Below are 25,712 nucleotides of genomic sequence, written 5' to 3'. Positions count from 1 at the left end.
GTATGGCGCGCCCTGCCTTTCCCGTGCCCGCTCCCTGCCCCGAGAGGAAGGGCCGCGCGACCGGAAAGGGGCATAGTGCCGCCGCTGGAACCATCAACTACGCTTCGATAGTAACACATCAGCAACACAAGGCAATCATGTCGGCATTGATTTTTCCGGTTCCCGAGCCCGCTTGTGGCGGCCGCAGGCGTGACGACACCCGCCTGAACAGACCGGAATGCAGACGCGGCGCGGGTTCCGGGCCTGCCGTCACATGGGCCGGAGCCCCGCCCGGTTCGCTGCATGACAGGCCGCATAACAGGCCGCGCATCCTGCCGGTTTTCCTGCCCTTTGCCGGGTGCCCCACCCGTTGCGTGTTCTGCGCGCAGGACGTGCAGACCGGCCAGCGCGGGGGGGCCGCCACGGTGGTCCGCGCCCTGGCCCAGGCCGAAGCGCGGCTGGAGCACGAGGCGCGGCAGATGGACGGGACGGGGGATATTGACAAGACGCGCGAGCCCGACGCCGCGCCAGAACCCGGCGCAGCGCACGGCGCACCGGCACCCGGAAAATCCCCGGCACCGCTGGAAATCGCCTTTTACGGCGGCACGTTCACCCTGCTGCCTGAATCGGAGCGCGCCGCCTGCCTGGACCTGGCCCAACGCTGGCGCCAGCGGGGAGTGGTCTGCCGGGTGCGCTGCTCCACCCGGCCCGACGCGGTGACGGAACGTGGCCTCGCAGACCTGCGCGCGGCGGGCATGGACTGCGTGGAGTTGGGAGTACAGAGCTTCGACGACGCGGCCTTGGCCGCCGCAAGCCGGGGCTACGCCGGGTCCGTGGCCCGTGCCGCCTGCGCCATGGTGGCCGGGGCCGGGCTGGAACTGGGGGTGCAGTTGATGCCGGGCATGCCGGGGGTGACGCCGGAGATTTTCCGCGCCGACGTGAGCGCCGCCCTGCTGCCCGATACCGCTGGGACGCCCCCCCTGGCCGCCTTCCTGCGCTTCTATCCCTGTCTGGTGCTGCGCGGCACGCCGCTGGCCGAGCGCTGGCGGGCCGGAGGCTATGTCCCGTGGCCGCTGGAAACCACGGTGGACGCCCTGGCCGACGGCCTGCTGGCCGCTTGGGCGCGCGGGGTGGCCGTGGTGCGCATGGGCCTTTCGCCGGAGGACGGGCTGGATGACGCGGTGCTGGCCGGGCCGGTGCATCCGGCGCTGGGGCAACTGGCCAAGGCCGAAGCCCTGCGCCGCCACGTGGCTGCGCATATGGCCCGCCTGGCGAGGCCGCCCGCCCGTTTCGGCGTGCCGCGCCGGTTGCGCGGGCTGCTGTGGGGCCACGCCAACGGACTGGTGGGCGCCTACGCGGCCATGGGCATCACCCGCGCCATGGTCCACTGGCGCGACGACGACAATTTTTCGCTGGAATGACGACGGCGGCCGACCCGGAATCCGGGACGACCGCCGCAAAAATTCCTGCGCTTCATTCACCGGTTACCAGCGGACGGGAACCTCCCCCCGCTCGACCAGCCACGCGTTGACCCGCGAAAAGTGACGGCATCCGAAGAACCCGCGCGACGCCGACAGCGGCGAGGGATGCGCCGCCGTAAGCACCAGGTGCGCCGGATTGGTCACCAGGTCCGCGAACCCGTGCGCGGGCCTGCCCCACAGCAGAAAGGCGCACGGCTGCGGCCGCGCGCCCAGCGCGGCCACGATGCCCCGCGTCACCGCCTCCCAGCCGAGGCCCGCATGGCTGTTGGGCTGCCCTTCCTCCACGGTGAGCAACGTGTTCAGCAGCAGCACCCCCTGCGCGGCCCAGCGCGACAGGTTTCCGGAGGGCGCGGCGGGCGCATCGGTGAACGGCGTGAGCAGCGATGCACCACCGGATGTGTCGCCTGCCGGGCACGCGGGCTGGCCAGCTTGCCCGCCGCAGTCGGCGGCCACTTCCTTGAAGATGTTGCGCAGGGAAGGCGGCAGAGGCACGCCGTCCGGCACGGAAAAGGCCAGGCCATGGGCCTGCCCCGGCCCGTGGTAGGGGTCCTGCCCCAGGATGACCACCCGCACCGCGTCCCACGGGGTGGCGCGCAGCGCCCGGAACACCTCGGCACGGGCGGGATGGATGGTGCGCCCTTGCGCCCGTAGCACCTCCACCACGGCCAGCGTTTCCAGATGCTTCCCGGCGGCCAGTTCCCCCACGTGGTCCGGCCAGCCGGTACCCGCCAGCGGGTCCGGCCCTGCCCCGCGCGCCGGGCCGTCCACGAGAATCCTGCGCCGGGCCATCTACAGGGCCGCCACCCAGTTCTGGATGCGGTCGAAGGCTTCGGTCAGTTCCGCCTCGTCCATGCCGAAGGACAGCCGCAAATGCCGTTCCCCCGTGGGGCCGAACGAGCCGCCCGGCACGGTGATCACCCGCGCCTCTTCCAGCATGTGCCGGGCCACGGTCATGGAGTCGGCGTCGGTGAAGGTGTAGCGGGCCATGGCGTAGAACGCGCCGCGCGGCGGCACGTAGATGAAGTGCGGGGCCAGCGCGTCCAGGCGGCGGCAGGTCAGGTCGCGCCGGGCGGTCAGGGCCGCACGCATGGCGTCCACGCAGTCCTGCGGGCCGGTCAGCGCGGCCAGCGCCGCGTGCTGCGACACGGTGGGCGCGCACACCGCCGTGGCGTCGTGCACCTTCAGCAGTTCCGCCATCCACGCCGCGTCGGCGGCCACGTAGCCCACGCGCCACCCGGTCAGGGCGTACTTCTTGGAAAAGGAATTCACGGTGATGACGTGGCGGCGCAGTTCCGGCTGGCCAACGGGAGAAAATCGGGACGGGAAACGGGGCGAAAAACGGGCCGCGCCGGGTTGTTCGCCGTACACCATGTAGTCGTAGGTGTCGTCCACGATGAGCACCAGATCACGCTCCAGGGCCAGGTCGCACAGGGCGCGCACGTCGGCCTCGTCGTACACCCCGCCGGTGGGGTTGCCGGGGCTGCACACGATGATGGCCCGGGTGCGCGGGGTGACGGCGGCGCGCACCGCGTCCACGTCCAGCCCCCAGTCGGCCGCGCGCAGGGGCACGTGCACGGGCACGCCCTCGGCCATCAGCACCTGCTCGGCGTGCGAGGCGTAGCCCGGCGAGGGGATGATGACCTCGTCGCCGCGCTCCACCACGGTGAGCATGATCATCACCAGGGCCTCCATGGCCCCCACGGTGACGCCGATTTCCGTCTCCGGGTCGAAGCGCGCGCCCTTGCGGGCCAGGATGTCCGCCGCGATGGCCTCGCGCAGGGCGGGCATGCCGGGTTGCAGGCTGTAGCGCCCGGCCGTGGGGTCGTCGCGCAGGGCGCGGTACACGGCCTCCACGATGTGGTCCGGCGTGCGGAACGAGGGCACGCCCTGCCCCAGCGACACGCAGCCGCCCACCCTGGCGGCCAGCATGGGCATAAGCTTGGTGGCGGAAATGCGGATGTTGCGCACGCGCTCGGCAACGCGCAGGGAAGCTTCCGGGGATGTGATGTCGGACATGATCGGCTCCGGTGGCAGGCGGAAATGGAAGAACGGCCGACGCGGCGGGCAAGCCCGGCGCGGCGCGCGGGCACCCGATGGCACGATGCCTCGGCCAGCCTTGGGCTATACCCGCCCGCGCCGCGCTCCGCAACGCACGGGACGGGGTGGGTCCGCGCCACAAGGACACATCAGGGAAACGTCCTCCCGCGCCACCCTACCCCTTGTCCGGTCTCGCGCCCTTGCGTCGTCTCGCGCCCGGTGGCACCCTGACGGCACGACAACATGAACGGATGCAGCCTGCCCGCCAGCCCGCGAGGTCCGCATGAAATACACCTGCACCATCGAACATCTGCCCGGCTCACGCCCACTGGAAACGCCGCCCCGGACACCGCGCCATGCAGCCGGGCACGGGGCCGGGTACGCCACCGGATTCGGCATGGACGCCGCACCGGACACCGACGAATACACCGACTATGGACAGCGCCCGGTGCCCGCCTCGGGGCTGCCCCTGCCGGTGCGCGACCGCATCGTGCTGGACGCGGCCCCCGGCGAAGTGCCGTGGCACATCGCGCTGAAGTTCCTGGGGTACCTGCTGTACCGGGAATGGGAACCGCGCGTGGAGGAAGGCGTGGGCTGGCACTACAAGCCGGACCTGGTGTCCCTGGACCACGCGGGGAACATCCGGCTGTGGCTGGACTGCGGGAACATCGCGGCGCGCAAGACCGACCGGGTGGCGGCCAAGCTGGGCGAGGACACGCCGTTCCGCATCCTGCGCCGGACGGAGAGGGACGCCCGGCAACTGGCGGCCACGCTGGCGGGCAAGGTGCGCCACCCGCAGCGGGTGCGCCTGATCGCCTTCGACGCGGGGTTCGTGGACGCCATCGCGGCGGGGCTGGACAGCACCAACCGCATCAAGGCCCTGCGGGACACCGACCGGCTGGACCTGACCTTCGAGACGCGGCAGGACCGGCTGGAACTACGCAGCCGGTTCCATGTGCTGGAATTGAAGGAATAGCGAGAACCCGGTGGAATCACAGGAATGAGATTGCAAGACCCTCTCCAGAGGCACACGTCACAGCGTATCGCCACCCCCAATTAAAAAGTTTGGAAGGCGGGGGAGGGTTCGGGAGGGGGAGGAAACTTTAGCTCTGCTGTCGCCATCCGTAAGGCTCGAAGACTCGCCTAACGGCTGCCGCTTTAAAAGTTTCCTCCCCCTCCCGATTCTCTTTCTTCTTTCTCTTCCTTCCCTACCCGAACACCTTGCCGGGGTTCATGATGCCCTTGGGGTCGAACACCTGGCGGATGCCCTGCTGCAACCGGATGGAGGCGGGGGAGAGTTCCAGGGGCAGGAGGTGCTTCTTGGCCTCGCCGATGCCGTGCTCGCCGGAGATGGTCCCGCCCAGTTCCAGCACCTTGCCCACCAGCGCCACGATGCCCTGCTCCACCATGTCGCGGGTATCGCGGGTGGGAGCGGTGACGTTGAGGTGGATGTTGCCGTCGCCCGCGTGGCCGAAGGCGAAGATCTCCATGCCGTAGCGTTGCTCGAACTCGGGCAGCGCGGCCACCAGGTCGGCGATGGCGCCCAGGGGCACGGCCACGTCCTCGGACATGTACAGCGCGGCATGGTCGTGGATGCGCAGCGACACCTGGCGGCGCGCGCCCCAGACGCGGGCGCGGGTCTCCTCGTCGGCGGCGGGCAGCACGTGGGTGGCGCCCTGCTGGCGACAGATGGCGGCCACGAGGTCAAGCTCGGGCACGATCTGCTCGCGGGCGCCGTCCAGTTCGATGATCAGCAGCGACGGCTTGTCGCCGGGCACGGGGATGGGCAGCAGTTCGCCCAGCAGGCGGATGCAGCGGTGGTCCAGGAATTCGATGGCCGAGGGCAGGTGCCCGGACCCCAGCACGGCGGCCACGCCGCGCATGGCGGCGGCCATGTCGGGAAAGGCCACGGCCATGCTCACGGTGGCGGGCGGCAGGGGCACCAGCTTCAGGGTCAGGGCGGTGATGACGCCCAGGGTGCCTTCGGACCCGCACAGCAGGTGGGCCATGTCGTAGCCCACCACGCCCTTGCGGGTGCGCACCCCGGCGCGCAGCAGTTCGCCGTCGGGCAGCACGGCCTCCACGCCCAGCACGTAGTCGCGGGTGACGCCGTACTTGACGCAGGCGGGGCCGCCCGCATTGGTGGCCACGTTGCCGCCGATGGTGGAACGGTCCATGCCCGCCGGGTCGGGCGGGTAGTACAGGCCCTGCTCCGCGGCGGCGTCGCGCACGCGCTGCGAGATGACGCCCGCCTCCACCTCGGCCACCAGATTGCGGGGGTCGATGGCGCGGATGCGGTTCATGCGCTCCAGCGACAGCACCACCCCGCCGCGCATGGCAAGACAGCCACCCGCAAGGCCGGTGCCGCCGCCGCGCGGGATGACCGGGATGCCATGCGCGCTGGCGCAGCGCAGCAGCGCCTGCACCTGTTCCACGGATTCCGGCAGCACCACCAGGTCGGCGGGGGCGCGCAACTCCGAGGCGTCGCGGTCGTAGGGTTCGCCGGGGGCGTGCAGCACGGCGGCTTCGCCCACGGCGGCCACCATGGCGGCGCGGTGGGCGTCGGTGAGCACGAAGCGGGGGGCGGAACCGGAGGCCGGGCCTTCGGAAACGGAGGCGGACGAAGGGGTCTGGCCGGACATGTGGGACATGTGGGACATGGGGGCGGCACACTGGCCCGGCCGCGCGACGCGCTACTGGCGCGGGCGGCCGAACCCGGGAATGTGGAAGCGCTCCTCCAGCTTGTGGAGCAGCCACGAAGCCACGGTGACAAGGAACAGGTAGTACGCGCCCACCACCAGGAACACCTCGGTGAACCGGAAGGTGCGGGACGCGAGCACCTTGGCCTCGCCCGTGAGCTCGATGCACGTGATCACGTAGGCGAGGGACGAATACTTGATGAGGTAGACCACCTCGTTGCCGCAGCCCGGCAGCGCGCGCCGCACGGCCTGGGGCACCACGATGGAGGCCAGCGTCTGCATGGTGCTGAAGCCTAGGGCCTGCGCCGCGCTGAGCTGCCCCTGCCGGATGGAGAGCAGCGCGCCGCGCACGTATTCCGAATTGTAGGCCGCGCTGCACAGGATGAAGCCCAGCACGGAGGCGGCGTACGGTTCGAGGTAGATGCCGATGTTGGGCAGGCCGAAATAGAGGATGAACAACTGGACCAGCAGCGGCACGCCCCGGAAGACGGCGGTGTAGGCGTTGGCGGCACGCTGCATCCACGGCCTGCCGAACACCCGCACGACCCCGATGACCACCCCGAACAGCAGGCCGAACACGGCCGAGGGCACGATGAGCTTCATGCTCATCCACAGCCCGGCGTTCAGCTGGGGGAACACCCGGTCGACGAGGAACGCGACGTCGAACACTAGCTGCACTCCTCGCACAGGTCGGTCAGGCGGCTGCAGAAGTCGGCGGTGCGGGTGCCGGAACCGGGGGCCAGCAGTTCTGCCGGGGAGCCGCGCTCGATGATGCTGCCCCGCTCCATGAACAGGATTTCATGGGCCAGGGCGCGGGCGAAGTCCATCTGGTGGGTGGCCATGACCATGGTCATGCCGCCGCGAGCCAGGTCGCGGATGACCGCCAGCACTTCGCCCACCAGTTCGGGGTCCAGGGCGGACGTGGGTTCGTCCAGCAGCATGACCTTGGGATCCATGGCCAGGGCGCGGGCGATGGCCACGCGCTGCTTCTGGCCGCCGGAAAGCTGGGCCGGGTACAGGGCGGCGCGGTTGGCCAGCCCCACCCGCTCCAGTTCGGCCATGGCCCGTTCGGCGGCGGCCTTGCGGCTCATGCCGCGCACCTTGCGCAGGGCGATGGACACGTTGTTCAGCGCGTCCAGATGGTCGAACAAGTTGAAATCCTGGAAGATCATCCCCACCTGCTGGCGGAAGGCGTACAGTTCGGATCTGCGCGCGGCGTCCACCACCCGGCCTTCCAGGTAGATGTGCCCCTCGTCCGGCGGGATGAGGTGGTTGATACACTGGAGCAGCGTGCTCTTGCCCGCGCCGGAGGGGCCGATGAGCACCTTCAGCTGACCCTTGTCCACCTCCATGGTGACCGAGGACAGGATGCGCTTGCCGCCAAGGGTCTTGCCGATGTTCTCGAGGCGCAGGATGGGGGCGTCGGGGGCGGGGACGGTTTCGGGCGTGGCCATGGGGATGTCCTTATAACGGTCCGTGGCTGGCGTAGCCCGGAATGTGCAGCTTGTGTTCGAGACGGCGCAGCACCTTGAGCCCGATCAGGGTGATGACGAAGTAGAGCGCGCCCGCCGTCATGTACAACGGCAGGTGCTCGTAGGTGCGCGAGGCCACGAAGTGGGTGCGGGCCATGATCTCGGGCGTGCCGAGCACGAAGGCCAGCGCGGAATCCTTGAGCAGGATGGAATACTCGTTGGACCAGCCGGGTATGGACAGGCGCAGGGCCTGCGGCAGGACGATGGAGCGGATGGCGGTTCCGTCGCTCATGCCCAGGGCGCGCGCGGCGCGCAGCTGCCCTTGCGGCAGGGCCAGGATGGCCCCCCGGAATATCTGCGACTGGTAGGCGGCGCTGGTCATGCCCAGCACCAGGCACGAGGCGGTGAAGGCGGAAAGGTTCAGCCCGATGAGCTGGAACAGCCCGAAATAGAACAGCAACAGCAGCACCAGGATGGGCATGCCCCGGAAGAACCAGACGTAGAACCCCACGGCAAGCCGCACGGGCCACGCCCCGTACACCTGGGCCACGGACATGGGCACGCCGAGCAGAAGCCCCAGCGACATGGCCCCGAACACGGTGGCGACGGTGACGAGGGTGCCTTCCAGAATGTACGGCAGGGCCTCTATGATGGTGACGATGCTTTCAAGCATGGACGCGGGCCGGGCGGCCCCCCCTTTGTGACAGTTATGGCGCGCCGGGGCGCAACGGGTTGCATACCCAAAAAAGGTCCGGAAGGCGACAGGAGATTTCCCGCGCCCTCCGGACGGACGAATCTTGACCGGTCGTGACCGGGGCCGGGACCGGACCGGGCGCTGGCGCGCCCGGCGGCCCGCGGCCGGACTACTTCTTGGCCAGGTGCTTCTGCTTCAGCTGTTCCCAGTAGGGATCGGCCATGAGCAGCTTGTAGCCGTCGTTGATCAGCTTGAGCAGTTCGGCGTCTTCCTTGCGGGTGGCCACGCCGAAGTCCTCGGAATCGCCGTACACGCCCACGACCTGGATGGCCTTGCCCTTGGAGGCGGCGTCGTCGGCGGGCAGGTTGTCCATGGTGGCGGCGTCGATGCGGCCGTTCAGCACGTCCTCGATGGCCAGCGGGGCGGAATCGTAGAAGCGCAGGTCATAGCCATAGCCCTTGGCTTCCTTGTCCTTCTGCAGCGCTTCGGCCTCGGAGGTGCCGCGCTGCACGCCCAGCTTCACCTTGCCCTTCAGGATCTTGTCGGCGTCGAGGGTGGACCCCTTCTTGGCGATGAAGACCTGTTTCACGTTCCAGTAGGGGTTCGAGAAATTGACCTTTTCCCGGCGTTCTTCGGTGATGGACATGCCCGAGCAGACCATGTCGATCTTCTTGGCCAGCAGGTTGGGGATGATGCCGTCCCAGTCCATGGGCTGATGGGTGACCTTGAAGCCCATCTTCTTGGCGATCCAGTCCATGGAGTCCACGTCGAAGCCGGCGGGCTTGCCGCTCTTGTCCACGTAGGCGAAGGGGGGATAGTTGGCGTCGATGCCGTTGATGTAGGTCTTCTCGGCAAAGGCCACGCCGCCAAGCGCCAGCGTCAGGACCAGGGCCAGGGCCGCCACAAGGGTGGTCGTTCTGAACATGCTCGTGCTTCCTCTCGTTCGTTGAACCGTTGCAACACCGCACCCGCGCGCGGGGTTCGTCCCCGACGCGCATACCCTGCCGCGCATACCGCCATGCGAACATGCCGGAAATGCTAAATTTCTTGATTTCGCTACCAGAAACCGACGAGCCGCGCAAGCGCCGCCGGCGTGATTTTGACAATTGCGTCGTCACTTGCCTTGCCGCGAAGACCAAAGTTTGCCACACTGGTCCGCAGCGCCCGGCCCCTTCCGGACCTTGCCATCCGGAGGCGGCCGCGCCCCATCACCCTACACGAGGTCGGACATGAAAAAATCCCTGGGTGCGCGCACCCTCGCCTACCCCACCCCGCTCTTTCTCGTGGGCACCTACGACCGCGACTCCCGCCCCAACATCATGGCGGCGGCGTGGGCGGGCATCTGCTGCTCGCAGCCGCCGAGCATCGCCGTGTCGCTGCGCAAGGCCACCTATACCTACCGCTCCATCACCGAGCGCGGCGCGTTCACCATCTCCATCCCCTCGCGCGCCTACGTGCGCCACGCGGACTACGCGGGCATCTATTCCGGCGAGAACGAGGACAAGTTCGCCTCGCTGGGGCTCACCCCGGTGCCGGGCGAGCACGTGGACGCGCCCTACGTGGGCGAATTTCCCATGGCCATCGAACTGAAGCTGATCCACCAGATCGAAATCGGCCTGCACACCCAGTTCATCGGCGAGATCATGGACGTGAAGGTGGACGAGTCCTGCCTGCGCGACGACGGCCTGCCCGACATCAACAAGGTGGACCCGGTGGTGTTCGCCCCGGTTTCGCGCGAATACTACGCCGTGGGCGAATTCCTGGCCAAGGCGTTCTCGGCGGGCAAGGGCCTGCGCTCCTGAGGCCGGACGAAAAATGGACTGCGCGGTGCCGCACTGGTTGCGGCACCGCTTTACTTTCCTTTATACAGGCAATCCATCATGACGCGCCGTGCGCCGCACGGACCACGGAACGGCCACCAGAATCGCGCCGGACCATGTCCTGTACGCCCGGATACGCACGGATACGCACGGATACGACAGACACGCCCGGATACGACAGACACGCACGGACACGCCCGGACTACACATGACGCTCTGCCCCGTCCAGACCGCCCCCTGGCGAACCACCCTGCTCCTGGTGCTGACGGACACCGCCGTCATCATCGGCGTCACCCTGGCGGCAACCCTGCTGCGCGACATTGCCGGGCGCGGGATCCAGTGGGCCTTCTATCCGCAGCTGCTGCCCTTCCTCCTGCTGCTGCCGCTGTTCAACGTGGTGCTCGGGCTGTACGCCAGCATCACCCTGCCGCCGCCGCAGGAACTGAAAAAGCTCACCCTCGGCGCGACCCTGGCCTTTCTGTGCGCCGGGTCGTTCATCTTCTTCGCCAAGGGAGGGGAACGGTATTCGCGCGTGGCCTTCCTGCTGGCCTGGCTGGGGTGCGTGGTGGCCCTGCCGCTGTGCCGCCACTGGCTGCGCGGCCGATTCGCCGGGCAGCCGTGGTGGGGCGTGCCCGCCGTGATTCTGGGCGGCGGGGCCGCCGCGGCGGAGGTGGTGCGCACCCTGCGGGCGCGGCCCATGCTCGGCCTGCGGCCCGTGGCCTGCGTGGCGCCGGAGCCCGGTTCCGCCCCCGGCTCCCCTGACGCCCCCGACTCCCCCGACGGCGAGGATTGCGGACTGGCCTGCTGCGCCAGCGACGCGGAGGCCGTGCGATTATATCCCCATGCCTACGCCCTGCTGCTGCTCGACAGCTTCGAGGACGCCAGGGCGCGGCAGCGCATCGTCGAGGCCACGGCACTGTTCCGCAACGTGCTGATCATGCCCCACTTCTCCACCGGCGGAGCGCGCCTGTGGGTCAGCGCCATGGACATCGGCGGCCTGCTGGGCCTGCTGGTACGCCAGAACCTGCTGGACGCCAACCGGGTGCGCCTGAAGCGCGCCATCGACCTGCTGCTGACCCTGGGCAGCGCCGTGGTGGTCCTGCCGCTGATCCTGGCCATCGCCGTATGGATCCGCGTGGACAGCCCCGGCTCGCCCTTCTTCACCCAGCGCCGCATCGGCCAGAACGGCCGCGAGATGCGCATCCTGAAGTTCCGCACCATGATCCGCGACGCCGAATGCGTGCTGCGCGACTGTCTGAGCGCCGACCCGGACTTGCGCGCCGAATGGGAACGCGACCAGAAGCTGAAGTGCGACCCCCGGATAACCCGGGCCGGAGCCTTCCTGCGCAAGACCAGCCTGGACGAACTGCCCCAGTTGTGGAACGTGCTCAAGGGCGAGATGAGCCTGGTGGGCCCGCGCCCCATCGTGGAGGCCGAGGTGGAAAAATACGGCGAGGTGTTCGACCTGTACACCCGGGTCAAGCCGGGCATCACCGGGCTGTGGCAGGTTTCCGGCCGCAACGACGTCAGCTACCCGCAACGCGTGGAAATGGACCGCTACTACATCTGCAACTGGTCGGTGTGGTTCGACATCTGGATTCTGGCCAAGACCGTGCCGGTGGTGTTGCAGCGCAACGGGGCGTATTAGAAAGCTGCCGGGGTGAACCCCGCACATGCACGAAGGCCAGGAGAATGCTCCCGGCCTTCGTGCGTTGGCGGCGGATACGCGCCCCACGCGGCGGCGCATGCGGGGAATCCTTCAGCGGTCCGCAGCCTGCCTCGCCCCCGGCTCCGCCAGATCCCGCAACGCCTCGTCGATGACCGCGCCGAATTCCATCCGGAACCGCGCTTCACCGAAATTCCGGGCATGGCCAGCAATGCGGGCCGGGTGGAACCGGTGCTCCTCGCGTTCGAAGCGGTCCATGGCCGCCACCAGCGCATCCGCGTCCTGCGTGCCGAAGAACAGCCCCGTCTCGCCGTCCACCACCGTCTCCAGCGCCCCGCCCCGCCCGTAGGCGATGACCGGCCGACCCGAGGCCATGGCCTCCACCGGCACCATGCCGAAGTCCTCTTCGCCGGGGAACAGCAGCGCGCGGCTCCGGGCATAGATGGTGCGCATGGCGGCGTCGTCCAGCCGCCCCGCGAAGCGCACCGTGGGGCCCGCCATGGCTTCCAGCGCGCGGCGCATCTCGCCGTCGCCAGCCACCACCAGCGGACGGTTGGTTGCCGTGCAGGCGCGCACCGCAAGGTCCACCCGCTTGTACCCCACCAACTGGCCCAGGCAGAGATACGGCGCGCCTTCGGCCGGACGGGTGGGCGTGGCTCTGGCGGGAGCAAAGGCGTCCACGTCCACCGGAGGAGTCACCACCACCGCATCCCGCCGCCAGTGCTTGCGGATGCGCGCCGCCACCGTGCGCGAATTGGCCACGTAGCGGTCCACCCGCATGGCCGACAGGGCATCCCACATGCGCAGGTAATGGAACCACGGGCGCATCATGCCCCGTACGAACCACCCCGCCTCCTGAAGGTAATCCTGATAGAAATCCCACAGGTAGCGCATGGGACTGTGGCAGTAGCAGACGTGGGCCGTGTCCGCGCGGGTCAGCACGCCCTTGGCCGGGCCCGATTCACTGGAAATGACCAGATCGTAGCCGCGCAGGTCCAACTGCTCCAGGGCCAGCGGCATGAGCGGCAGGTACTTCTTGTAATGCCGCACCGCGCCGGGCAGGCGCCCGATGAACGTGGTGCGCACGTCGTGCGCCTGCAACGCGCGCGACAGGCGGTCCCGGTCGACCACGTGGGTGAAGATGTCGGCCTGCGGGTACATGCGGCACAACGCCTCGACGACCTTCTCGCCGCCGCGCATGCCCACGAACCAGTAATGTACGATGGCTACCTTCATCCCGCCTCCGACCCTGGGCCGTCCCTGTACAAGCGTCTCCCGGGCGTCTTCCGAACACCGTCTTGTAACGTGCCCGGAGGTATGGCGTCCAGTGCGGGCTGCTCCGCCGCAGGCGCGAAACGCCCCGCCGGTACTCCCGGCGGGGCGTCGTCAGGCATCGTCGCGGCCAGGCGGCGCAACGCGCCCGGCGGCTTTTCATCACGTCCGCTCCGGACGCCCTACTTCCGGGCCGCCGTGGGCGCCCCGTGCTTGTCGGCCAGCAGGCGCACGGCGTGCTCGATGGCCCGGTCCACGTTCTCGAACAGGTTTTCGCGGCCGATCAGATCCAGGGTGCCGAAGCGCTCCATCATGTTGCGCGCGGCGGGCCGCACGCCCGACAGCAGCAGCACGGTGCCCCTGCGGCGGCAGGTGCGGTAGAACGCCTCCAGCGCGTTGGCCCCGGTGGAGTCCACGGTGGTCGCCTTGCGCATGCGCAGGATGAACACCTCCGGCTGCTTCTGCAACGCCTGCGACACGCTCTGGAAGCGGTCGGCCACGCCGAAGAAGAACGGCCCGTCGATCTCGTACACCTGCACCCCTTCGGGCACGGTCAGCGCCGCCGTCTCGCGGCCCTGGATCACCGGCTTGTCGTCGATGGCGCAGGAGCAGATGGCGGTCACCTCGCTCATGCGGCGCATGAACAGCAGCGAGGCCAGCATCACGCCCACGTACACCGCCACGGTCAGGTCGATGACCACGGTGAGCACGAAGGTCAGGCACATCACCGTGATGTCGGACTTGGGCGCGCGCAGCAGGCGCAGGAACTTGTGCAGTTCGCTCATGTCCCACGAGACCATGATCAGCACGGCCGCCAGGCTGGCCAGCGGAATGAACGAGGCCAGCGGCGCGAGGAACAGCACGAAGGCCACCAGCACCGCCGCGTGGATCATGCCCGCCACCGGGGTCTGCCCGCCGGACCGGATGTTGGTGACCGTGCGGGCGATGGCCCCGGTGGCGGGGATGCCCCCGAACAGCACCGAGGCGATGTTGGCGGCGCCCTGGGCGGTCAGCTCGACGTTGGAGTTGTGCTTGTCGCCGGTCATGCCGTCGGCCACCACGCACGAAAGCAGCGATTCGATGCCCGCCAGCAGGGCGATGGTCATGGCGTCGGGCAACAGTTCGCGCACCCTGGCGAAGGTGAACGTGGGCCAGGCGAAGCTGGGCAGTTCGCGCGGGATGCCGCCGAACCGGCTGCCGATGGTCTCCACTTCCAGCCCCAGCGCCCATACCGCAAGGGACGCCACGGCCACGCCCACCACCGGCGCGGGGATGCGCGGGATGAACCGCCGCACCGCCAGGATGCACGCCAGGGCCAGCCCGGCCACGCACAGCGTGGTGGGGCTCAGGGTGCCCACGTGTTCCAGGTAGGCCTCCCACTTGTCGAAGAATTCCGGCGGCACCGCATCCATCTGCAACCCGAAGAAATCCTTCATCTGCGACGAAAAGATCAGCACGGCGATGCCCGCCGTGAACCCGGTGGTGACCGGGTAGGGAATGTACTTGATCAGCACGCCGATGCGGCACAGGCCGAAGATGAGCAGCATGGCCCCGGCCAGCAGCGTGGTGATGACCAGCCCGTCGTACCCGTGGCGGTAGATGACGTTGTAGATGATGACCACGAACGCGCCGGTGGGCCCGCCGATCTGGTAGCGGCTGCCGCCCAGCAGCGAGATGAGGAACCCGGCCACGATGGCGGTGAACAGCCCGCGTTCCGGGGTGGTGCCCGAGGCGATGGCGAAGGCCATGGCCAGCGGCAGGGCCACCACGCCCACGGTAAGGCCCGCCAGCAGGTCGCGGACGCATTTCTGCGCCGAATACGAACGCAGTTCGGTGAAGGTGCGCGGCAGGAAGGATGTCGTGCCGCCGTTCATATTGTCTATACCAGCCATTGCCGCTCCCTTGCTTGCGCACGCCGGGTGGCGCATGCGTCCCCGGGCGCCGGTGGCGCTGTCGTTCCCGGTCCGGATGCGGCAGCCCTCCGCGCCCGGCCCTGTCATGAGTGCGCCACGCCCCGATTGACGCGCGTACTCACTCGCAAAAACCGCCTACGCTCCTCCGGCCATGCCGCACGATGCATTGCCCCGACGGGACCGCAGGTCAGCAGGGATGCGCGCCGCGCCGCAAACTGCGGCAGCGCTGCCGTTTTCAGCAGTAAGTAAAACACGCACCCCAAAGCCCGGTCCATTACGCCCGGTGCGGCGCATTGGCAAGTGTGCAGTTATGGTTTTCCATTCCGGCATGTTACGATGTGTTATATAAGACTCCCGGTCCACGTGATGCGTGCCGTCGCGCCGCCGGTGGCATGGGGTAGCGGCGCGCGCCCGTCCGATGGCCGGGGCGGCCCGCTGGCGGGACGTGAAGGGGGAGGCGGGAAGCCCCGGTGTAACCGGCAACGCGGCGCGGCAGGCGCGCACCCGCCGGAACCCGCGCGGCCGAAACGGCAAACCGCCCGTGGTCCACGACCCACGGGCGGTTCTTTTCGAAACCGGTTGCGGCAAGCATGCGGCAAGTCACCGGACAAGTCACCCGGCAGGCCACCGGACACCGCCCGATACGTGCACGCCGCCGGGCCGCACGGATATCCCCGTCCGGCGGCGCGAACACCCCGGCGCACGGGGCATGGTGCGTCCGGGCATGATGCGTCGGGGCGGTCAGAGCCTGGTGTCCTTGGTGCCGGAATAGGTGAAGGCACTGGAGATCATGGCCCAATGCCCGCCCCTGTCCACGCCCACGGCCTGCCCGCAGGCGCACCAGATGCGCCCGTCGCGTTCCTCGGCATCGTACACCCGGGTGATGCGTTCCTTGTGGCAGCGCAGCACCTCGCCCTTGCCGAGCTTCAGGTACTTCCAGAGTTTGCGGCGGCAGGCCGCGCAGCGGAGCGTGAGCATGGCACGTCAGATACCAGGTGCGGGGGAACGTGTCAGCCACGGCGGGCGGGCCGGGATGGCTCCCGCAGGCAGGCCCGCCCGCGCAACGCACCGGGGCCGCGACATTCCTGCCGCGGCCCCGGATGCATCATGCTCATGTACGGTCCCCGCGGACGGGCTACGCCTTTTTCAAGGCGGCCTCCACCAGCGCGGACAACGGCGTGGTGGGCCGCCCGATCAGCGCGGAAAGCTGGTGTCCCTCGTCGAACAGGCCGCCACGGGACGCGCCCGCGTCGGAATCGGCCAGCAGGTCCGCCACGGGGCCCGGCAGGCCCGCGCCCGCCAGCACCGCGCGGAATTCCGCCTGCGGCAGGTCGGTGTAGCCGATCTGCCTGCCTGTCCGGCGGCTGACCTCGGCGGCCAGTTCCGCCAGGGTGTAGGCGGTGTCGCCCGCAAGTTCGTACACCTTGCCCGCGTGGCCCTCGCCGGTCAGCACGGCCACGGCGGCTGCCGCATAGTCCGCGCGCGCGGCGGAGGCGATGCGCCCGTCCCCCGCGCAGCCCACGAATGCGCCATGTTGCAGCGCGCCGGGCAGGCTGGCCAGATAGTTTTCGGTGTACCAGCCGTTGCGCAGGATGACGTGCGGCAGGCCGGACGCCCGCAGCAGGGCTTCCGTCTCGCGGTGTTCCGCGCCAAGGCCCAGCGGCGTGGTGTCCGCATGCAGGATGCTGGTGTACGCCACCAGTCCCACGCCCGCACGTTTGGCTGCCTCGATGACGTTGCGGTGCTGCGGCACGCGGCCGCCCACCTCGCTGGAGGAAATCAGCAGCAACCGGTCCACGCCCGCCAGGGCCGCGTCCAGCGTGTCCGGCTTCCCGTAGTCCGCCGCGCGCACCGTCACGCCCCTGGCGGCCAGGTCCGCCACCCTGGCCGGGTTGCGCACCGCCGCCACGAGGTTTTCGGCGGGCACGCGGGCCAGCAGCCCTTCCATCACCAATCGGCCCAGTTGGCCGGATGCTCCGGTTACGGCAATCATGGTCGTGCTCCTTTACGTTCGGGGTTGGAGTTGCCAATATATGCCCGTAACGCACGTAAAGTAAGTACGCACACGAAGGTAAGCATGAAGAAAACCGCTCATGACCCCGCTCCCGTGCCCGCAGCTGCCGGAAATTCCACGGACTTCGCGCCGTCCCTTGCACCCGGCGCACCCCGCGCGCCCGGCGCCATCGCCGCCGTCCCCACGGCCCCCACCGCGCTGGTCCTGCGCGGCAACCTGTTCGCGGAAAAGTGCCCGTCGCGGCAGGTGCTTACCCACGTCACCAGCCGCTGGGGCGTGCTGATCCTGGTGGCCCTGCTGGACGGCACGCACCGCTTCAGCGAACTGCGCCGCCGCATCGGCGGGGTGAGCGAACGGATGCTGTCCCAGACCCTGCAATGGCTGGAGGCCGACGGCTTCGTCACGCGCAGGGCCTACCCCGTGGTGCCGCCCCGCGTGGAATACAGCCTGACGCCGCTGGGCCGCGAGATCAGCGAGCAGGTACGGCAATTGACGGACTGGATAGAGGAAAATCTGGGGCGGATCGGCACCGGCCAGCCCGCCGGCCGCGCGGAGTGATGGAAACCCCCATCGCGTATCCATGGAAAACGCAGGGAGAGAGCGGAAACGCAAAAGGGGCGAGGTATTGCTACCTCGCCCCCGTGCATTCGATGGCGGAGCGGAAGGGACTCGAACCCTCGGCCTCCGGCGTGACAGGCCGGCGTTATAACCGTCTTAACTACCGCTCCGCGGAAACCCGACACGGATACCGACCGCACAGCGGTCTTCCGCACCGGGAAATTCGGCTTTAGAAAAGGGGAAGCTTGCGCTCCCCCTCTGGGCTCCTGGCGGAGCCGAAGGGACTCGAACCCTCGGCCTCCGGCGTGACAGGCCGGCGTTATAACCGTCTTAACTACGGCTCCGCGTGGTGGTGGGCAGTGCAGGGCTTGAACCTGCGACCCCCGCCGTGTGAAGGCGGTGCTCTCCCAGCTGAGCTAACTGCCCACGTAGGAAGGACTGTCTATCCTCACCCCCCCGAAGTTGTCAACGGAATTTTTCCGGGGCGCCGCTTTTTTTCGATGTCTCCGGTCAACATTCCGGAACCACGGGATATTCCGGCGTACTGCCCGCGCAGGCGGCCCGCAAGACCCACCGAATGCCGGGCGGAGGCTGCCCGGCGCGGCCATTCCTCCGCCCGTGCGCCCACCGCCCCGCGCGCCCCGCCTCCCCCTCTCCGCCCTCTCCGCCAGACACGCCCGCAATTCGCACGCAGGACGCAGACAATCCTTGCATGCCGACACGTCTCTCTATACAAGGGTACTCGCATACCGTCGTCATGCGCGGCGATCCCGTGCAGCGCCCGGCGCCGGAGGCGGAACTTCCTTTCAGGAGTGCGACGCACGCACATGTTCGACCCCACGGATATCGACGCCGCAGAGGACCCTCCCTGCCGCTCCTGCATACAACCGGCCATCGACCACAGCATGCAGCTTACCCTGCTGCTGCGCGACGCAACCGCCTACGCCGCCCGGCTGCGCACCCGCTTTGCGGATGAACGCCCTCACGCGCCGCCGCCGACGCCCGACACGTCGGCCCGGAGCAATTGACGCGATTTCACGCCGCACCCCCACAGCGGGAGCCCCCATGCTCGCCCAGATCACCGCGCACCCCCTGCATGCACCGCGCCCCCGGCGCAGGAGCCCGGCTCCTCTCGCGCGCCGTTCGGCCGTTCTTCTTCTCCTTTGCCTGTGTATCCCGCTGGTTGCGGCGCTGATGCTGCACCCGGCCCCGGCCGCTGCCCGCGACCCTTCGGTGCTCGACGGCCTGGCCCTGGCCCAGCGCGGCGTCAGCGCCAACCTGTGCGCCCTGACCTTCGACGACGGCCCCGGCCAGACCACCGAAGCGCTGCTGGACATCCTGCGCGACAAGGGCATACGGGCCACCTTCTTCGTGGTGGGCTCGCGCGTGCACCTGTACCCGGACACCCTGAAGCGCCTGGTGGCCGAGGGCAACGAGGTGGGCAACCACACCTTCTCGCACATCAGCCTGCGCCAGCGCGCCCCCGTGGAACAGTTGAGCGAGATCGCCCGCACCAACGAAGAACTGGCCAGACTGGGCATCGTGCCGCGCTACCTGCGCCCGCCCTATGGCCGGTACGACAACGCCACCATCGACGCCGCCGCCGCGCTGAGCATGACCATCGCCCTGTGGTCGGTGGACAGCCGCGACTGGCGCAAGCACGACTTGTCCGCCGTGCTGCCGCGCAAGTCCTACGGCGTGCGCGGGGTGCGCGGGGTGTTCCTGTTCCACGACAACCACCGCGAGACGGTGGAGGCGCTGCCCAACCTCATCGACCGCCTGACCGAGGCGGGCTGCACCTTCGTGACCATGTCGGAATACGTGGAAACCTCCGGCCCGCTCTGTCTGCACTGATCGGGCGCGCGGCCCGGACGTTGCGGAACGCCGCGCCGCCGCGCGCGGTTCCTTCTCTCCTGCCCTGCCCCCCGCCCATCGGCCCCCGCCTTTCTCCCATCCCTCCGCGGCGCGGACTGTGCGAACATCCGATAGGTTGAACAACCAACCGTATTGATTGCAAAATTTTTTGCAGCGGTGCGATGTCCAGCCAAACCGGAGCATTACCCCACGCCAGTGACATCCGCGCCGCTGTTTGCCGTGTTTACATTCTCGTCCAAACGCGCGTATTGGAACGCCATTACAACTTTCCGGCTTGCGAGAAGGAGCCCGCCGCACTTCGCGGCATGGCCGGGCCGGGCGTCCCGCCCAGGCAGCCTGCCCCACCGGGCGGCTGCCGACGCCCCCTCCCGCCGTGCCGCCGCCTCGTGAGCGCATGCACCCCACCCGGCCCCGTGGCCGGGCGGCGTCCGTTTCCTTCACTTTTCCGGAGGTCGAACCATGCGCAACGTTCTGCTGCCCCTGTGCCTTTCCCTGTGCCTCGTCCTGCCCGCCACTGCCTTCGCGGCGGACCTCGCCCTCAGCGTGCCGCTGCCGCTCACCGGCGGCCAGGCCAAGTTCGGCGAGATCATCAAGAAATCCATGGAGATCGCCGCCGAGGAAATCAACGCCAAGGGCGGCGTGAAGGGCGGCAGGCTGGTGCTGCGCTTCGAGGATTCGCAGGGCAAGCCCGAAATCGCGCGGTCCATCGCGGAAAAGATCATCGACGTGCAGAAGCAGCCGCTGCTGTTCGGCGAATACACCTCGGCCTGCGCCAAGGCCGTGGCCGCCGTGGCGGAAGAGCGCAAGACCCCCTACGTGGTGGTGGCCTCCGCCGCCGACGAGATAACCCAGCAGAACTACGGGTACGTCTACCGCATCAACCCCACCAACGCCTATTACGCCTCGGGCCTGCTCTCGTTCATGGACAAGGTGGTCAAGCCCAGGACAATGGCCATCCTGTACGAATCGTCCGACTTCGGCACCTCGGGCGCGGAAGAGATGGCCAAGTCCGCCGAAAAGGCGGGCATCAAGGTGCTGATGAAGGAGAAGTACGAAAAGGGCGCGGTGGACTTCAAGCCCATGCTCTCGCAGGTCAAGGCCCAGAACCCCGACGTCATCTACATGGTCTCCTACGTCATGGACGCGGCCCTGCTGATGCGCCAGATCAAGGAACTGCGCATCGACGCGCGCCTGTTCGCGGGCGGGGCCGCCGGGTTCGCCATTCCCGAATTCATCGACAACGCCAAGGACGCCGCCGAGTTCGTGGTCACCGCCACCCTGTGGAGCCCGCAGGTGAGCTACCCCGGCGCGCGCGAATTCGCCGAAAAGTACAAGGCCGCCCACGGCGACTACCCCTCGTACCACGGCGCGCTGGCCTATTCTTCCGTCTACGTGGTCAAGGACGCCGTGGAACGGGCCAAGGCCCTGACCACCGAAGACATCAACGCGGCCATGAAGGGCGTGGACATGATGACCGCCTTCGGCCCGGTGAAGTTCGAAAGCCGCGACGGCTACCAGAACCAGAACTTCATCGACACCCTGGCCTTGCAGGTGCTGCACGGCAAGCACGAGACCATCTGGCCCGAGCGCTACGCCAGCGCCAAGCCGGTGTTCCCCATCCCCAAGTGGCGCGAACGCAAGTAGCGCCCCTCATCGCCACGCCGTGACCGCGCGGCGGCGGAGTGCCTCCCGCCCCGCGTGACACCCGGCCACCGGGACGGCCCGCCTTTGCGCGGCCGTCCGCCGTCCGCCCCTCCGCGCCCCTGCCGGGCCGGGTTCGCCAAGACCCGGCCCGGCAGGACGGAGGACGCGACTCCCGGACCGCACCCGGACGCAACGCCCGCCCCCTTTGGACACGGTGGGCACGTTTGCGCGCGATTGGGTAAGGTCGCGCCAGGTCGCACATGCCAACGCATGCCGCGCATGTCCCTTCCGCCGCCGCACGGACAACCCGCCGCCAGTCAACTCTGGGAGGTCACGCCCCATGTGGGTGCAAGCCGAAGTGTTCCTGCAAACCCTTGTCGCCGGTATCCTGCTCGGCGGCCTGTACGCGCTCATCGGCATCGGCATGACCCTGATCCTCGGGGTCATGAAGATCATCAACCTCACCCATGGCCAGTTGATGATGGTGGCCATGTACATCGCCTTCTGGCTGTTCACGCTGTTCGGCATCGACCCCTACGTGTCGCTGCTGATCGCGCCGCCGCTCATGTTCGCCTTCGGCATGCTGATCCAGAAGGCGCTGGTGAACCCGGTGCTGCGGGTGGAATCCATCCTGCCGCACAACCAGGTCATCCTTACCGTGGGCATCGGCCTGGTGCTCCAGAACGTGGCCACCATCCTGTTCACCTCCGACTACCGCTCCACCCCGGTGGACTACGCCACCACGGCCTTCTACCTGTCCGACCTGTGGCCGGGCACGCCGGTGGAAATCTCGCTGTCGCTGCCGTGGGGGGTGTCGTTCCTGCTGTCGGTGGTGATCACCGTGCTGCTGTGGTTCTTCCTGGCCCACACCGACACGGGCAAGTCCATCCGCGCCACCGCCCAGGACAAGGACGCCGCCCTGATCATGGGCGTCAACGTGGGGCTGATGCGGGTCATCACCTTCGGTCTCGGCTCGGCGCTGGTGGCCTGCGCGGGGTGCCTGTTCATCCCCATCTACTACCTGTTCCCCGCGCTGGGGTCGCAGTTCACGCTCATCGCCTTCGTCATCACCATCCTGGGCGGGCTGGGCTCCACGCTGGGGGCCATCCTGGGCGGGCTGATCCTGGGCGTGTTCGAATCCATGACCGCCACCTACGTGGGCATGGGCTGGGCGCCGGTGGGACGCTTCGTCATCTTCGTGGCCGCGCTGGTGTTCCTGCCGGGCGGCGTCGCCTCGCTCCTCAAGACCAGGAAGCTCACGAAATGAAAAAACACCTCATGCCACTGGCGATCCTGGCGGCGCTGGCCGCGCTGCCGCTGCTCGGCCTGAACAGCTACGTCATGCACATCCTCATCCTGACCATCATGTGGACCCTGACGGGCATGGCCTGGAACCTGCTGGGCGGGTACTGCGGACAGGTCTCGTTCGGGCACGCGGCGTTCTTCGGCATGGGCGCGTACAGCGCCGGGCTGGTCCACCTGCACCTGGGCGCTTCCCCGTGGTGGGGCTTTCTGGCCAGCCTGCCCCTGGTGGCGCTGGTGGCCCTGGGCATGGGCATGGTGGTGCTGCGGCTGCGCGGCCCCTACTTCGTGCTGGCCACCCTGGCGATTGGTGAGGTCCTGCGCATCACCTGCGAAAACCTCACCGACTTCACCAAGGGCACCCTTGGCATCATGATCACCCGCACCTGGGTGGAAAAGACGCACTACTACTACATCATCCTGGGGCTGGCCGTGCTGACCTTCGTGGTCTGCCGGCTCATCGTGCGCTCGCGCTGGGGCTACTACTTCGTGGCCATCCGCGAGGACCAGGACGCCGCAGAATCCATGGGCATCGACACCACGCGCTACAAGACCATCGCGCTCACGGTCAGCGCCATGCTCACGGGCCTGGCCGGGGCGTTCTACACCAACTACATGGGGTACATCGATCCGGGGGTGGTGTTCTCGCTGGGCGAAATCTCCATCCTGATCATCATGGTGGTCATGGTGGGCGGCGTGGCCACGGAATGGGGACCGGCGCTGGGCGCGGGCATCATGGTCATCCTGGCGGAATACATCCGCTCGCTGCCGCTCATCGGCGTGGCCTACCAGACCATGTTCGGGGTGCTGCTCATCGTGATCATCATCTACCTGCCCAACGGGCTGGTGGGCGACTGGCCGGTGCTCCGGCGCAAGCTGCTGCGCAGGGGGGCCACGGCATGAGCATGCTGGAAATCCGCAAGATGTCCATGTTCTTCGGCGGGCTGGCCGCCCTGCACGACGTGGACTTCGAGGTGCGCCAGGGCGAAATCCTGGCCCTCATCGGACCCAACGGCGCGGGCAAGACCACCCTGTTCAACTGCGTGAACGGGTTCTACAACCCGTCGGAAGGGCAGGTGCTGTTCAAGGGCCGCCCCATCACCGGGCTGAAACCGCACAAGATCTGCCAAATCGGCATCGCGCGCACCTTCCAGGTGGTTAAGCCGCTGTCGCGCATGAGCGTGTTCGACAACGTGCTGGCCTCGGCCTTCCTGCGCAACTCCACCCGCAAGGGCGCGGAGGACGTGGCGGAGGAGGTGCTGCACTTCACCGGGCTGTGGGACGACCGCGACCAGTTGTCCAAGGGGCTGCCCCTCGGCAAGCGCAAGCGGCTGGAAATCGCCCGCTCGCTGGCCACCCGGCCGGAATTCCTGCTGCTGGACGAATCGTTCGCCGGGCTGAACCCGGCGGAACTGGACGTGTCCATCGACATCATCCGGGGCATCAGGCGGCAGGGCGTCACCGTCATGATCATCGAGCACCACATGAAGGTGATCATGGCCATCTCGGACCGCATCGTGGTGCTGAACTTCGGCCAGAAGATCGCCGAAGGCACGCCCGCAGACATCAGCGCCAACAGGCAGGTCGTGGAAGCGTACCTGGGGGAGGAGCACGGTGCTTGAGGTACGCAACATCGATGTCGCCTACGGCGACGTGCAGGTGATCCGCGACGTCTCGTTCCGCGTGGGCCGGGGCGAGATCGTGGCCATGATCGGCGCCAACGGCGCGGGCAAGTCCACCATCATGCGCACCGTGTCGGGCGTGCTGCGCCCCCTGAAGGGCGAAATACTGCTGGCGGGCGAGGCCATCCACACCGTGGAACCGTACACCCTCATCGGAAAGGGGCTGGCCCACGTGCCCGAGGCGCGGCGGCTGTTCCCGGAAATGACCGTGGAGGAAAACCTGGACATGGGCTCGCTGCGCGGCCGGGCCCGCAAGGAACGGGCGCGCACCAGGGAGCGGGTGTTCTCCATCTTCCCGCGCCTGGCCGAGCGGCGCAGGCAGCCTTCCGGCACCCTGTCCGGCGGCGAGCAGCAGATGCTGGCCATCGGGCGGGGGCTGATGGCCCTGCCCCGGCTGATCATGTTCGACGAGCCTTCCCTGGGCCTTGCGCCCATTCTGGTACAGGATATCTTCAATGTCATCCGCACGGTGCGCGACGAGGGCATGACCGTGCTCATCGTGGAGCAGAACGTGCGGCAGACGCTGGCCCTGTGCGACAGGGCCTACGTGCTGGAGAACGGACGCATCACCCAGGAGGGGGCCGGGGCCGACCTGCTCCGCGACCCCCACGTGAAGGCCGCGTACCTTGGCGTGTAGCGCGCGCGGCGGCCACCCACCCGGCTTCATCCAACGGAGGTTCCCATGCTGGTCAAGGACTGGATGACCACCCACGTCTACACGGTGACGCCGGACGATTCCATCTCGTCCGCGGCGGGCATGATGCGCGAGCGCAACGTGAAGCACCTGCCGGTGGTTCAGGGCGAACTGCTGGTCGGCATGCTGTCCGACCGTGACATCAAGGCGTACCTGCCCTCCAAGGGCACGTCGCTGGACATCTACGAACTCAACTACCTGCTGGCCAAGACCAAGGTCAGCCAGGCCATGACCCGCCCGGTGGTCTCCATACCGGCGGAGACGCCCATCGAAGAGGCGGCCATGATCATGCACGACCGCGACTTCGGCTGCCTGCCGGTGACCGAGCCCGCCCCCGGCGGCCAGCGCCTGACGGGCATCATTTCCGACAACGACCTGTTCCGGGTCATGGTGGACATCACCGGCGTGCGCGGCGGGGGCCACCGGCTGGCCCTGGCGCTGCCCGACCAGCCCGGGTCCATCAAGGAGGCGGGCGACCTGGCGCGGGCACGCGGCTTCCGGTTGCAGAGCATCATGTCCACCAGCGAGAAGGCCGCGCCCGGCACCCGCTACGTGGTGCTGCGCCTGCGCGGCGAAGGCGACTGGGCCGGGCTGGTGGACGACATCGAAAAGAGCCCGTTCCAGTTGGTGCACGCGCTGTAGCGCCGCGCCGCACGACGCGCGCGAGGGCCGGGAGAAAATCCCGGCCCTTTTCCGTTGCGCCGTCCTCCATCATTAGATACGGACGAAACCGGAGTTCCCCCGGCCCGTTCACGTGCCCGCGGCGCGTTCCGGCTTCCTGCCCCTCCTTTTTTCCAGCCCGCCCATTCCCCCTGTTTCCTGCTTGCCTCCAAAAGAGGCTGCTGTTACAAGTTTGCAAAAATAAGGCTGGCATAGCACCCCATGCTTTGAACGAATTTGTAAAATTTGC

Annotated in this window: 24 protein-coding genes and 3 tRNA genes; 13 read left to right on the top strand and 14 right to left on the bottom strand. The window is 68.3% G+C overall.

Features of this window, described 5'->3' with window-relative positions; genetic code table 11:
* The first annotated feature begins 137 nt into the window (after positions 1 to 137).
* Positions 138 to 1,400: an elongator complex protein 3 gene (locus V6B97_RS01410; protein ID WP_333504705.1), complete on the top strand. Its 1,263-nt coding sequence runs from the start codon at positions 138 to 140 to the stop codon at positions 1,398 to 1,400.
* Between the two features lie 63 nt (positions 1,401 to 1,463).
* Here the strand turns inward: V6B97_RS01410 and V6B97_RS01405 are convergent, their stop codons facing one another.
* Complete coding sequence (locus tag V6B97_RS01405) at positions 1,464 to 2,249, bottom strand: uracil-DNA glycosylase (protein WP_333504704.1); 786 nt, start codon at positions 2,247 to 2,249, stop codon at positions 1,464 to 1,466.
* Positions 2,250 to 3,476 carry a pyridoxal phosphate-dependent aminotransferase gene (locus V6B97_RS01400; RefSeq protein ID WP_333504703.1) on the bottom strand — a complete coding sequence of 409 codons (1,227 nt, stop codon included), beginning with the start codon at positions 3,474 to 3,476 and terminating at the stop codon, positions 2,250 to 2,252. It lies immediately after the preceding gene.
* 304 nt (positions 3,477 to 3,780) lie between these two features.
* On the opposite strand from V6B97_RS01400, the gene V6B97_RS01395 reads away from it, so the two are divergent.
* On the top strand, positions 3,781 to 4,473 hold the full coding sequence (locus tag V6B97_RS01395; protein ID WP_333504702.1) for a hypothetical protein: 693 nt from the start codon (positions 3,781 to 3,783) through the stop codon (positions 4,471 to 4,473).
* 232 nt (positions 4,474 to 4,705) lie between these two features.
* On the opposite strand, the gene V6B97_RS01390 is transcribed toward V6B97_RS01395, so the two are convergent.
* The 5 genes from V6B97_RS01390 to V6B97_RS01370 all read right to left on the bottom strand — a co-directional run bounded on the left by V6B97_RS01390 (position 4,706) and on the right by V6B97_RS01370 (position 9,287).
* Complete coding sequence (locus V6B97_RS01390) at positions 4,706 to 6,043, bottom strand: FAD-binding oxidoreductase (RefSeq protein ID WP_333504738.1); 1,338 nt, start codon at positions 6,041 to 6,043, stop codon at positions 4,706 to 4,708.
* A 147-nt stretch (positions 6,044 to 6,190) separates the two neighbouring features.
* On the bottom strand, positions 6,191 to 6,865 hold the full coding sequence (locus tag V6B97_RS01385) for an amino acid ABC transporter permease (RefSeq protein WP_333504701.1): 675 nt from the start codon (positions 6,863 to 6,865) through the stop codon (positions 6,191 to 6,193).
* Entirely contained in the window at positions 6,865 to 7,650 is a 786-nt protein-coding gene (locus tag V6B97_RS01380; RefSeq protein ID WP_333504700.1) for an amino acid ABC transporter ATP-binding protein, read from the bottom strand. The genes V6B97_RS01385 and V6B97_RS01380 overlap by 1 nt, the downstream gene beginning before the upstream one ends.
* A gap of 10 nt (positions 7,651 to 7,660) precedes the next feature.
* Positions 7,661 to 8,341 (bottom strand): amino acid ABC transporter permease, encoded by a 681-nt coding sequence (locus tag V6B97_RS01375; RefSeq protein WP_333504699.1) that lies wholly within the window; start codon positions 8,339 to 8,341, stop codon positions 7,661 to 7,663.
* 190 nt (positions 8,342 to 8,531) lie between these two features.
* Positions 8,532 to 9,287 (bottom strand): ABC transporter substrate-binding protein, encoded by a 756-nt coding sequence (locus V6B97_RS01370; RefSeq protein ID WP_333504698.1) that lies wholly within the window; start codon positions 9,285 to 9,287, stop codon positions 8,532 to 8,534.
* A gap of 304 nt (positions 9,288 to 9,591) precedes the next feature.
* Between V6B97_RS01370 and V6B97_RS01365 the strand changes: the two genes are divergently transcribed.
* Positions 9,592 to 10,164, top strand: a complete 573-nt coding sequence (locus V6B97_RS01365) for a flavin reductase family protein (protein WP_333504697.1) — start codon at positions 9,592 to 9,594, stop codon at positions 10,162 to 10,164.
* A 226-nt stretch (positions 10,165 to 10,390) separates the two neighbouring features.
* Positions 10,391 to 11,830 carry an undecaprenyl-phosphate galactose phosphotransferase WbaP gene (gene wbaP, locus V6B97_RS01360; RefSeq protein ID WP_333504696.1) on the top strand — a complete coding sequence of 480 codons (1,440 nt, stop codon included), beginning with the start codon at positions 10,391 to 10,393 and terminating at the stop codon, positions 11,828 to 11,830.
* A 111-nt stretch (positions 11,831 to 11,941) separates the two neighbouring features.
* On the opposite strand, the gene V6B97_RS01355 is transcribed toward wbaP, so the two are convergent.
* The 4 genes from V6B97_RS01355 to V6B97_RS01340 all read right to left on the bottom strand — a co-directional run bounded on the left by V6B97_RS01355 (position 11,942) and on the right by V6B97_RS01340 (position 17,026).
* Positions 11,942 to 13,084 (bottom strand): glycosyltransferase, encoded by a 1,143-nt coding sequence (locus V6B97_RS01355; RefSeq protein ID WP_333504695.1) that lies wholly within the window; start codon positions 13,082 to 13,084, stop codon positions 11,942 to 11,944.
* A 218-nt stretch (positions 13,085 to 13,302) separates the two neighbouring features.
* Positions 13,303 to 15,012: a SulP family inorganic anion transporter gene (locus V6B97_RS01350; RefSeq protein ID WP_333504694.1), complete on the bottom strand. Its 1,710-nt coding sequence runs from the start codon at positions 15,010 to 15,012 to the stop codon at positions 13,303 to 13,305.
* Between the two features lie 762 nt (positions 15,013 to 15,774).
* Positions 15,775 to 16,011, bottom strand: coding sequence for a hypothetical protein (locus V6B97_RS01345; protein WP_333504693.1), 237 nt, complete (start codon positions 16,009 to 16,011; stop codon positions 15,775 to 15,777).
* Between the two features lie 157 nt (positions 16,012 to 16,168).
* Positions 16,169 to 17,026: an SDR family oxidoreductase gene (locus V6B97_RS01340; protein WP_333504692.1), complete on the bottom strand. Its 858-nt coding sequence runs from the start codon at positions 17,024 to 17,026 to the stop codon at positions 16,169 to 16,171.
* An 84-nt stretch (positions 17,027 to 17,110) separates the two neighbouring features.
* Between V6B97_RS01340 and V6B97_RS01335 the strand changes: the two genes are divergently transcribed.
* Entirely contained in the window at positions 17,111 to 17,605 is a 495-nt protein-coding gene (locus tag V6B97_RS01335) for a winged helix-turn-helix transcriptional regulator (protein ID WP_333504691.1), read from the top strand.
* A gap of 93 nt (positions 17,606 to 17,698) precedes the next feature.
* On the opposite strand, the gene V6B97_RS01330 is transcribed toward V6B97_RS01335, so the two are convergent.
* The 3 genes from V6B97_RS01330 to V6B97_RS01320 all read right to left on the bottom strand — a co-directional run bounded on the left by V6B97_RS01330 (position 17,699) and on the right by V6B97_RS01320 (position 18,031).
* Positions 17,699 to 17,775: transfer RNA gene (locus V6B97_RS01330), tRNA-Asp, on the bottom strand.
* Between the two features lie 97 nt (positions 17,776 to 17,872).
* Positions 17,873 to 17,949: transfer RNA gene (locus tag V6B97_RS01325), tRNA-Asp, on the bottom strand.
* A 6-nt stretch (positions 17,950 to 17,955) separates the two neighbouring features.
* Positions 17,956 to 18,031: transfer RNA gene (locus V6B97_RS01320), tRNA-Val, on the bottom strand.
* A gap of 401 nt (positions 18,032 to 18,432) precedes the next feature.
* Between V6B97_RS01320 and V6B97_RS01315 the strand changes: the two genes are divergently transcribed.
* The 8 genes from V6B97_RS01315 (at position 18,433) to V6B97_RS01280 (ending at position 25,444) form a co-directional block, all read left to right on the top strand.
* Positions 18,433 to 18,633 (top strand): hypothetical protein, encoded by a 201-nt coding sequence (locus V6B97_RS01315; protein WP_333504690.1) that lies wholly within the window; start codon positions 18,433 to 18,435, stop codon positions 18,631 to 18,633.
* 37 nt (positions 18,634 to 18,670) lie between these two features.
* Positions 18,671 to 19,459: a polysaccharide deacetylase family protein gene (locus V6B97_RS01310; protein WP_333504689.1), complete on the top strand. Its 789-nt coding sequence runs from the start codon at positions 18,671 to 18,673 to the stop codon at positions 19,457 to 19,459.
* Positions 19,460 to 19,939: 480 nt separating this feature from the next.
* Positions 19,940 to 21,124, top strand: coding sequence for an ABC transporter substrate-binding protein (locus tag V6B97_RS01305; protein ID WP_333504688.1), 1,185 nt, complete (start codon positions 19,940 to 19,942; stop codon positions 21,122 to 21,124).
* Between the two features lie 340 nt (positions 21,125 to 21,464).
* Entirely contained in the window at positions 21,465 to 22,391 is a 927-nt protein-coding gene (locus tag V6B97_RS01300; protein ID WP_333504687.1) for a branched-chain amino acid ABC transporter permease, read from the top strand.
* A gap of 11 nt (positions 22,392 to 22,402) precedes the next feature.
* Entirely contained in the window at positions 22,403 to 23,329 is a 927-nt protein-coding gene (locus tag V6B97_RS01295) for a branched-chain amino acid ABC transporter permease (protein ID WP_333504686.1), read from the top strand.
* Positions 23,326 to 24,048 carry an ABC transporter ATP-binding protein gene (locus V6B97_RS01290; RefSeq protein WP_333504685.1) on the top strand — a complete coding sequence of 241 codons (723 nt, stop codon included), beginning with the start codon at positions 23,326 to 23,328 and terminating at the stop codon, positions 24,046 to 24,048. Before V6B97_RS01295 ends, V6B97_RS01290 begins: the two co-directional genes overlap by 4 nt.
* Positions 24,041 to 24,745 (top strand): ABC transporter ATP-binding protein, encoded by a 705-nt coding sequence (locus tag V6B97_RS01285; RefSeq protein WP_333504684.1) that lies wholly within the window; start codon positions 24,041 to 24,043, stop codon positions 24,743 to 24,745. The genes V6B97_RS01290 and V6B97_RS01285 overlap by 8 nt, the downstream gene beginning before the upstream one ends.
* A gap of 45 nt (positions 24,746 to 24,790) precedes the next feature.
* Positions 24,791 to 25,444 (top strand): CBS and ACT domain-containing protein, encoded by a 654-nt coding sequence (locus V6B97_RS01280; RefSeq protein ID WP_333504683.1) that lies wholly within the window; start codon positions 24,791 to 24,793, stop codon positions 25,442 to 25,444.
* Positions 25,445 to 25,712: the final 268 nt, after the last annotated feature.

This window comes from Nitratidesulfovibrio sp. 1201_IL3209 (assembly GCF_036763125.1).
In the GTDB taxonomy this organism is placed as follows: Bacteria; Desulfobacterota; Desulfovibrionia; order Desulfovibrionales; family Desulfovibrionaceae; genus Cupidesulfovibrio.
This window is presented reverse-complemented; position numbering and strand designations above follow the sequence as displayed.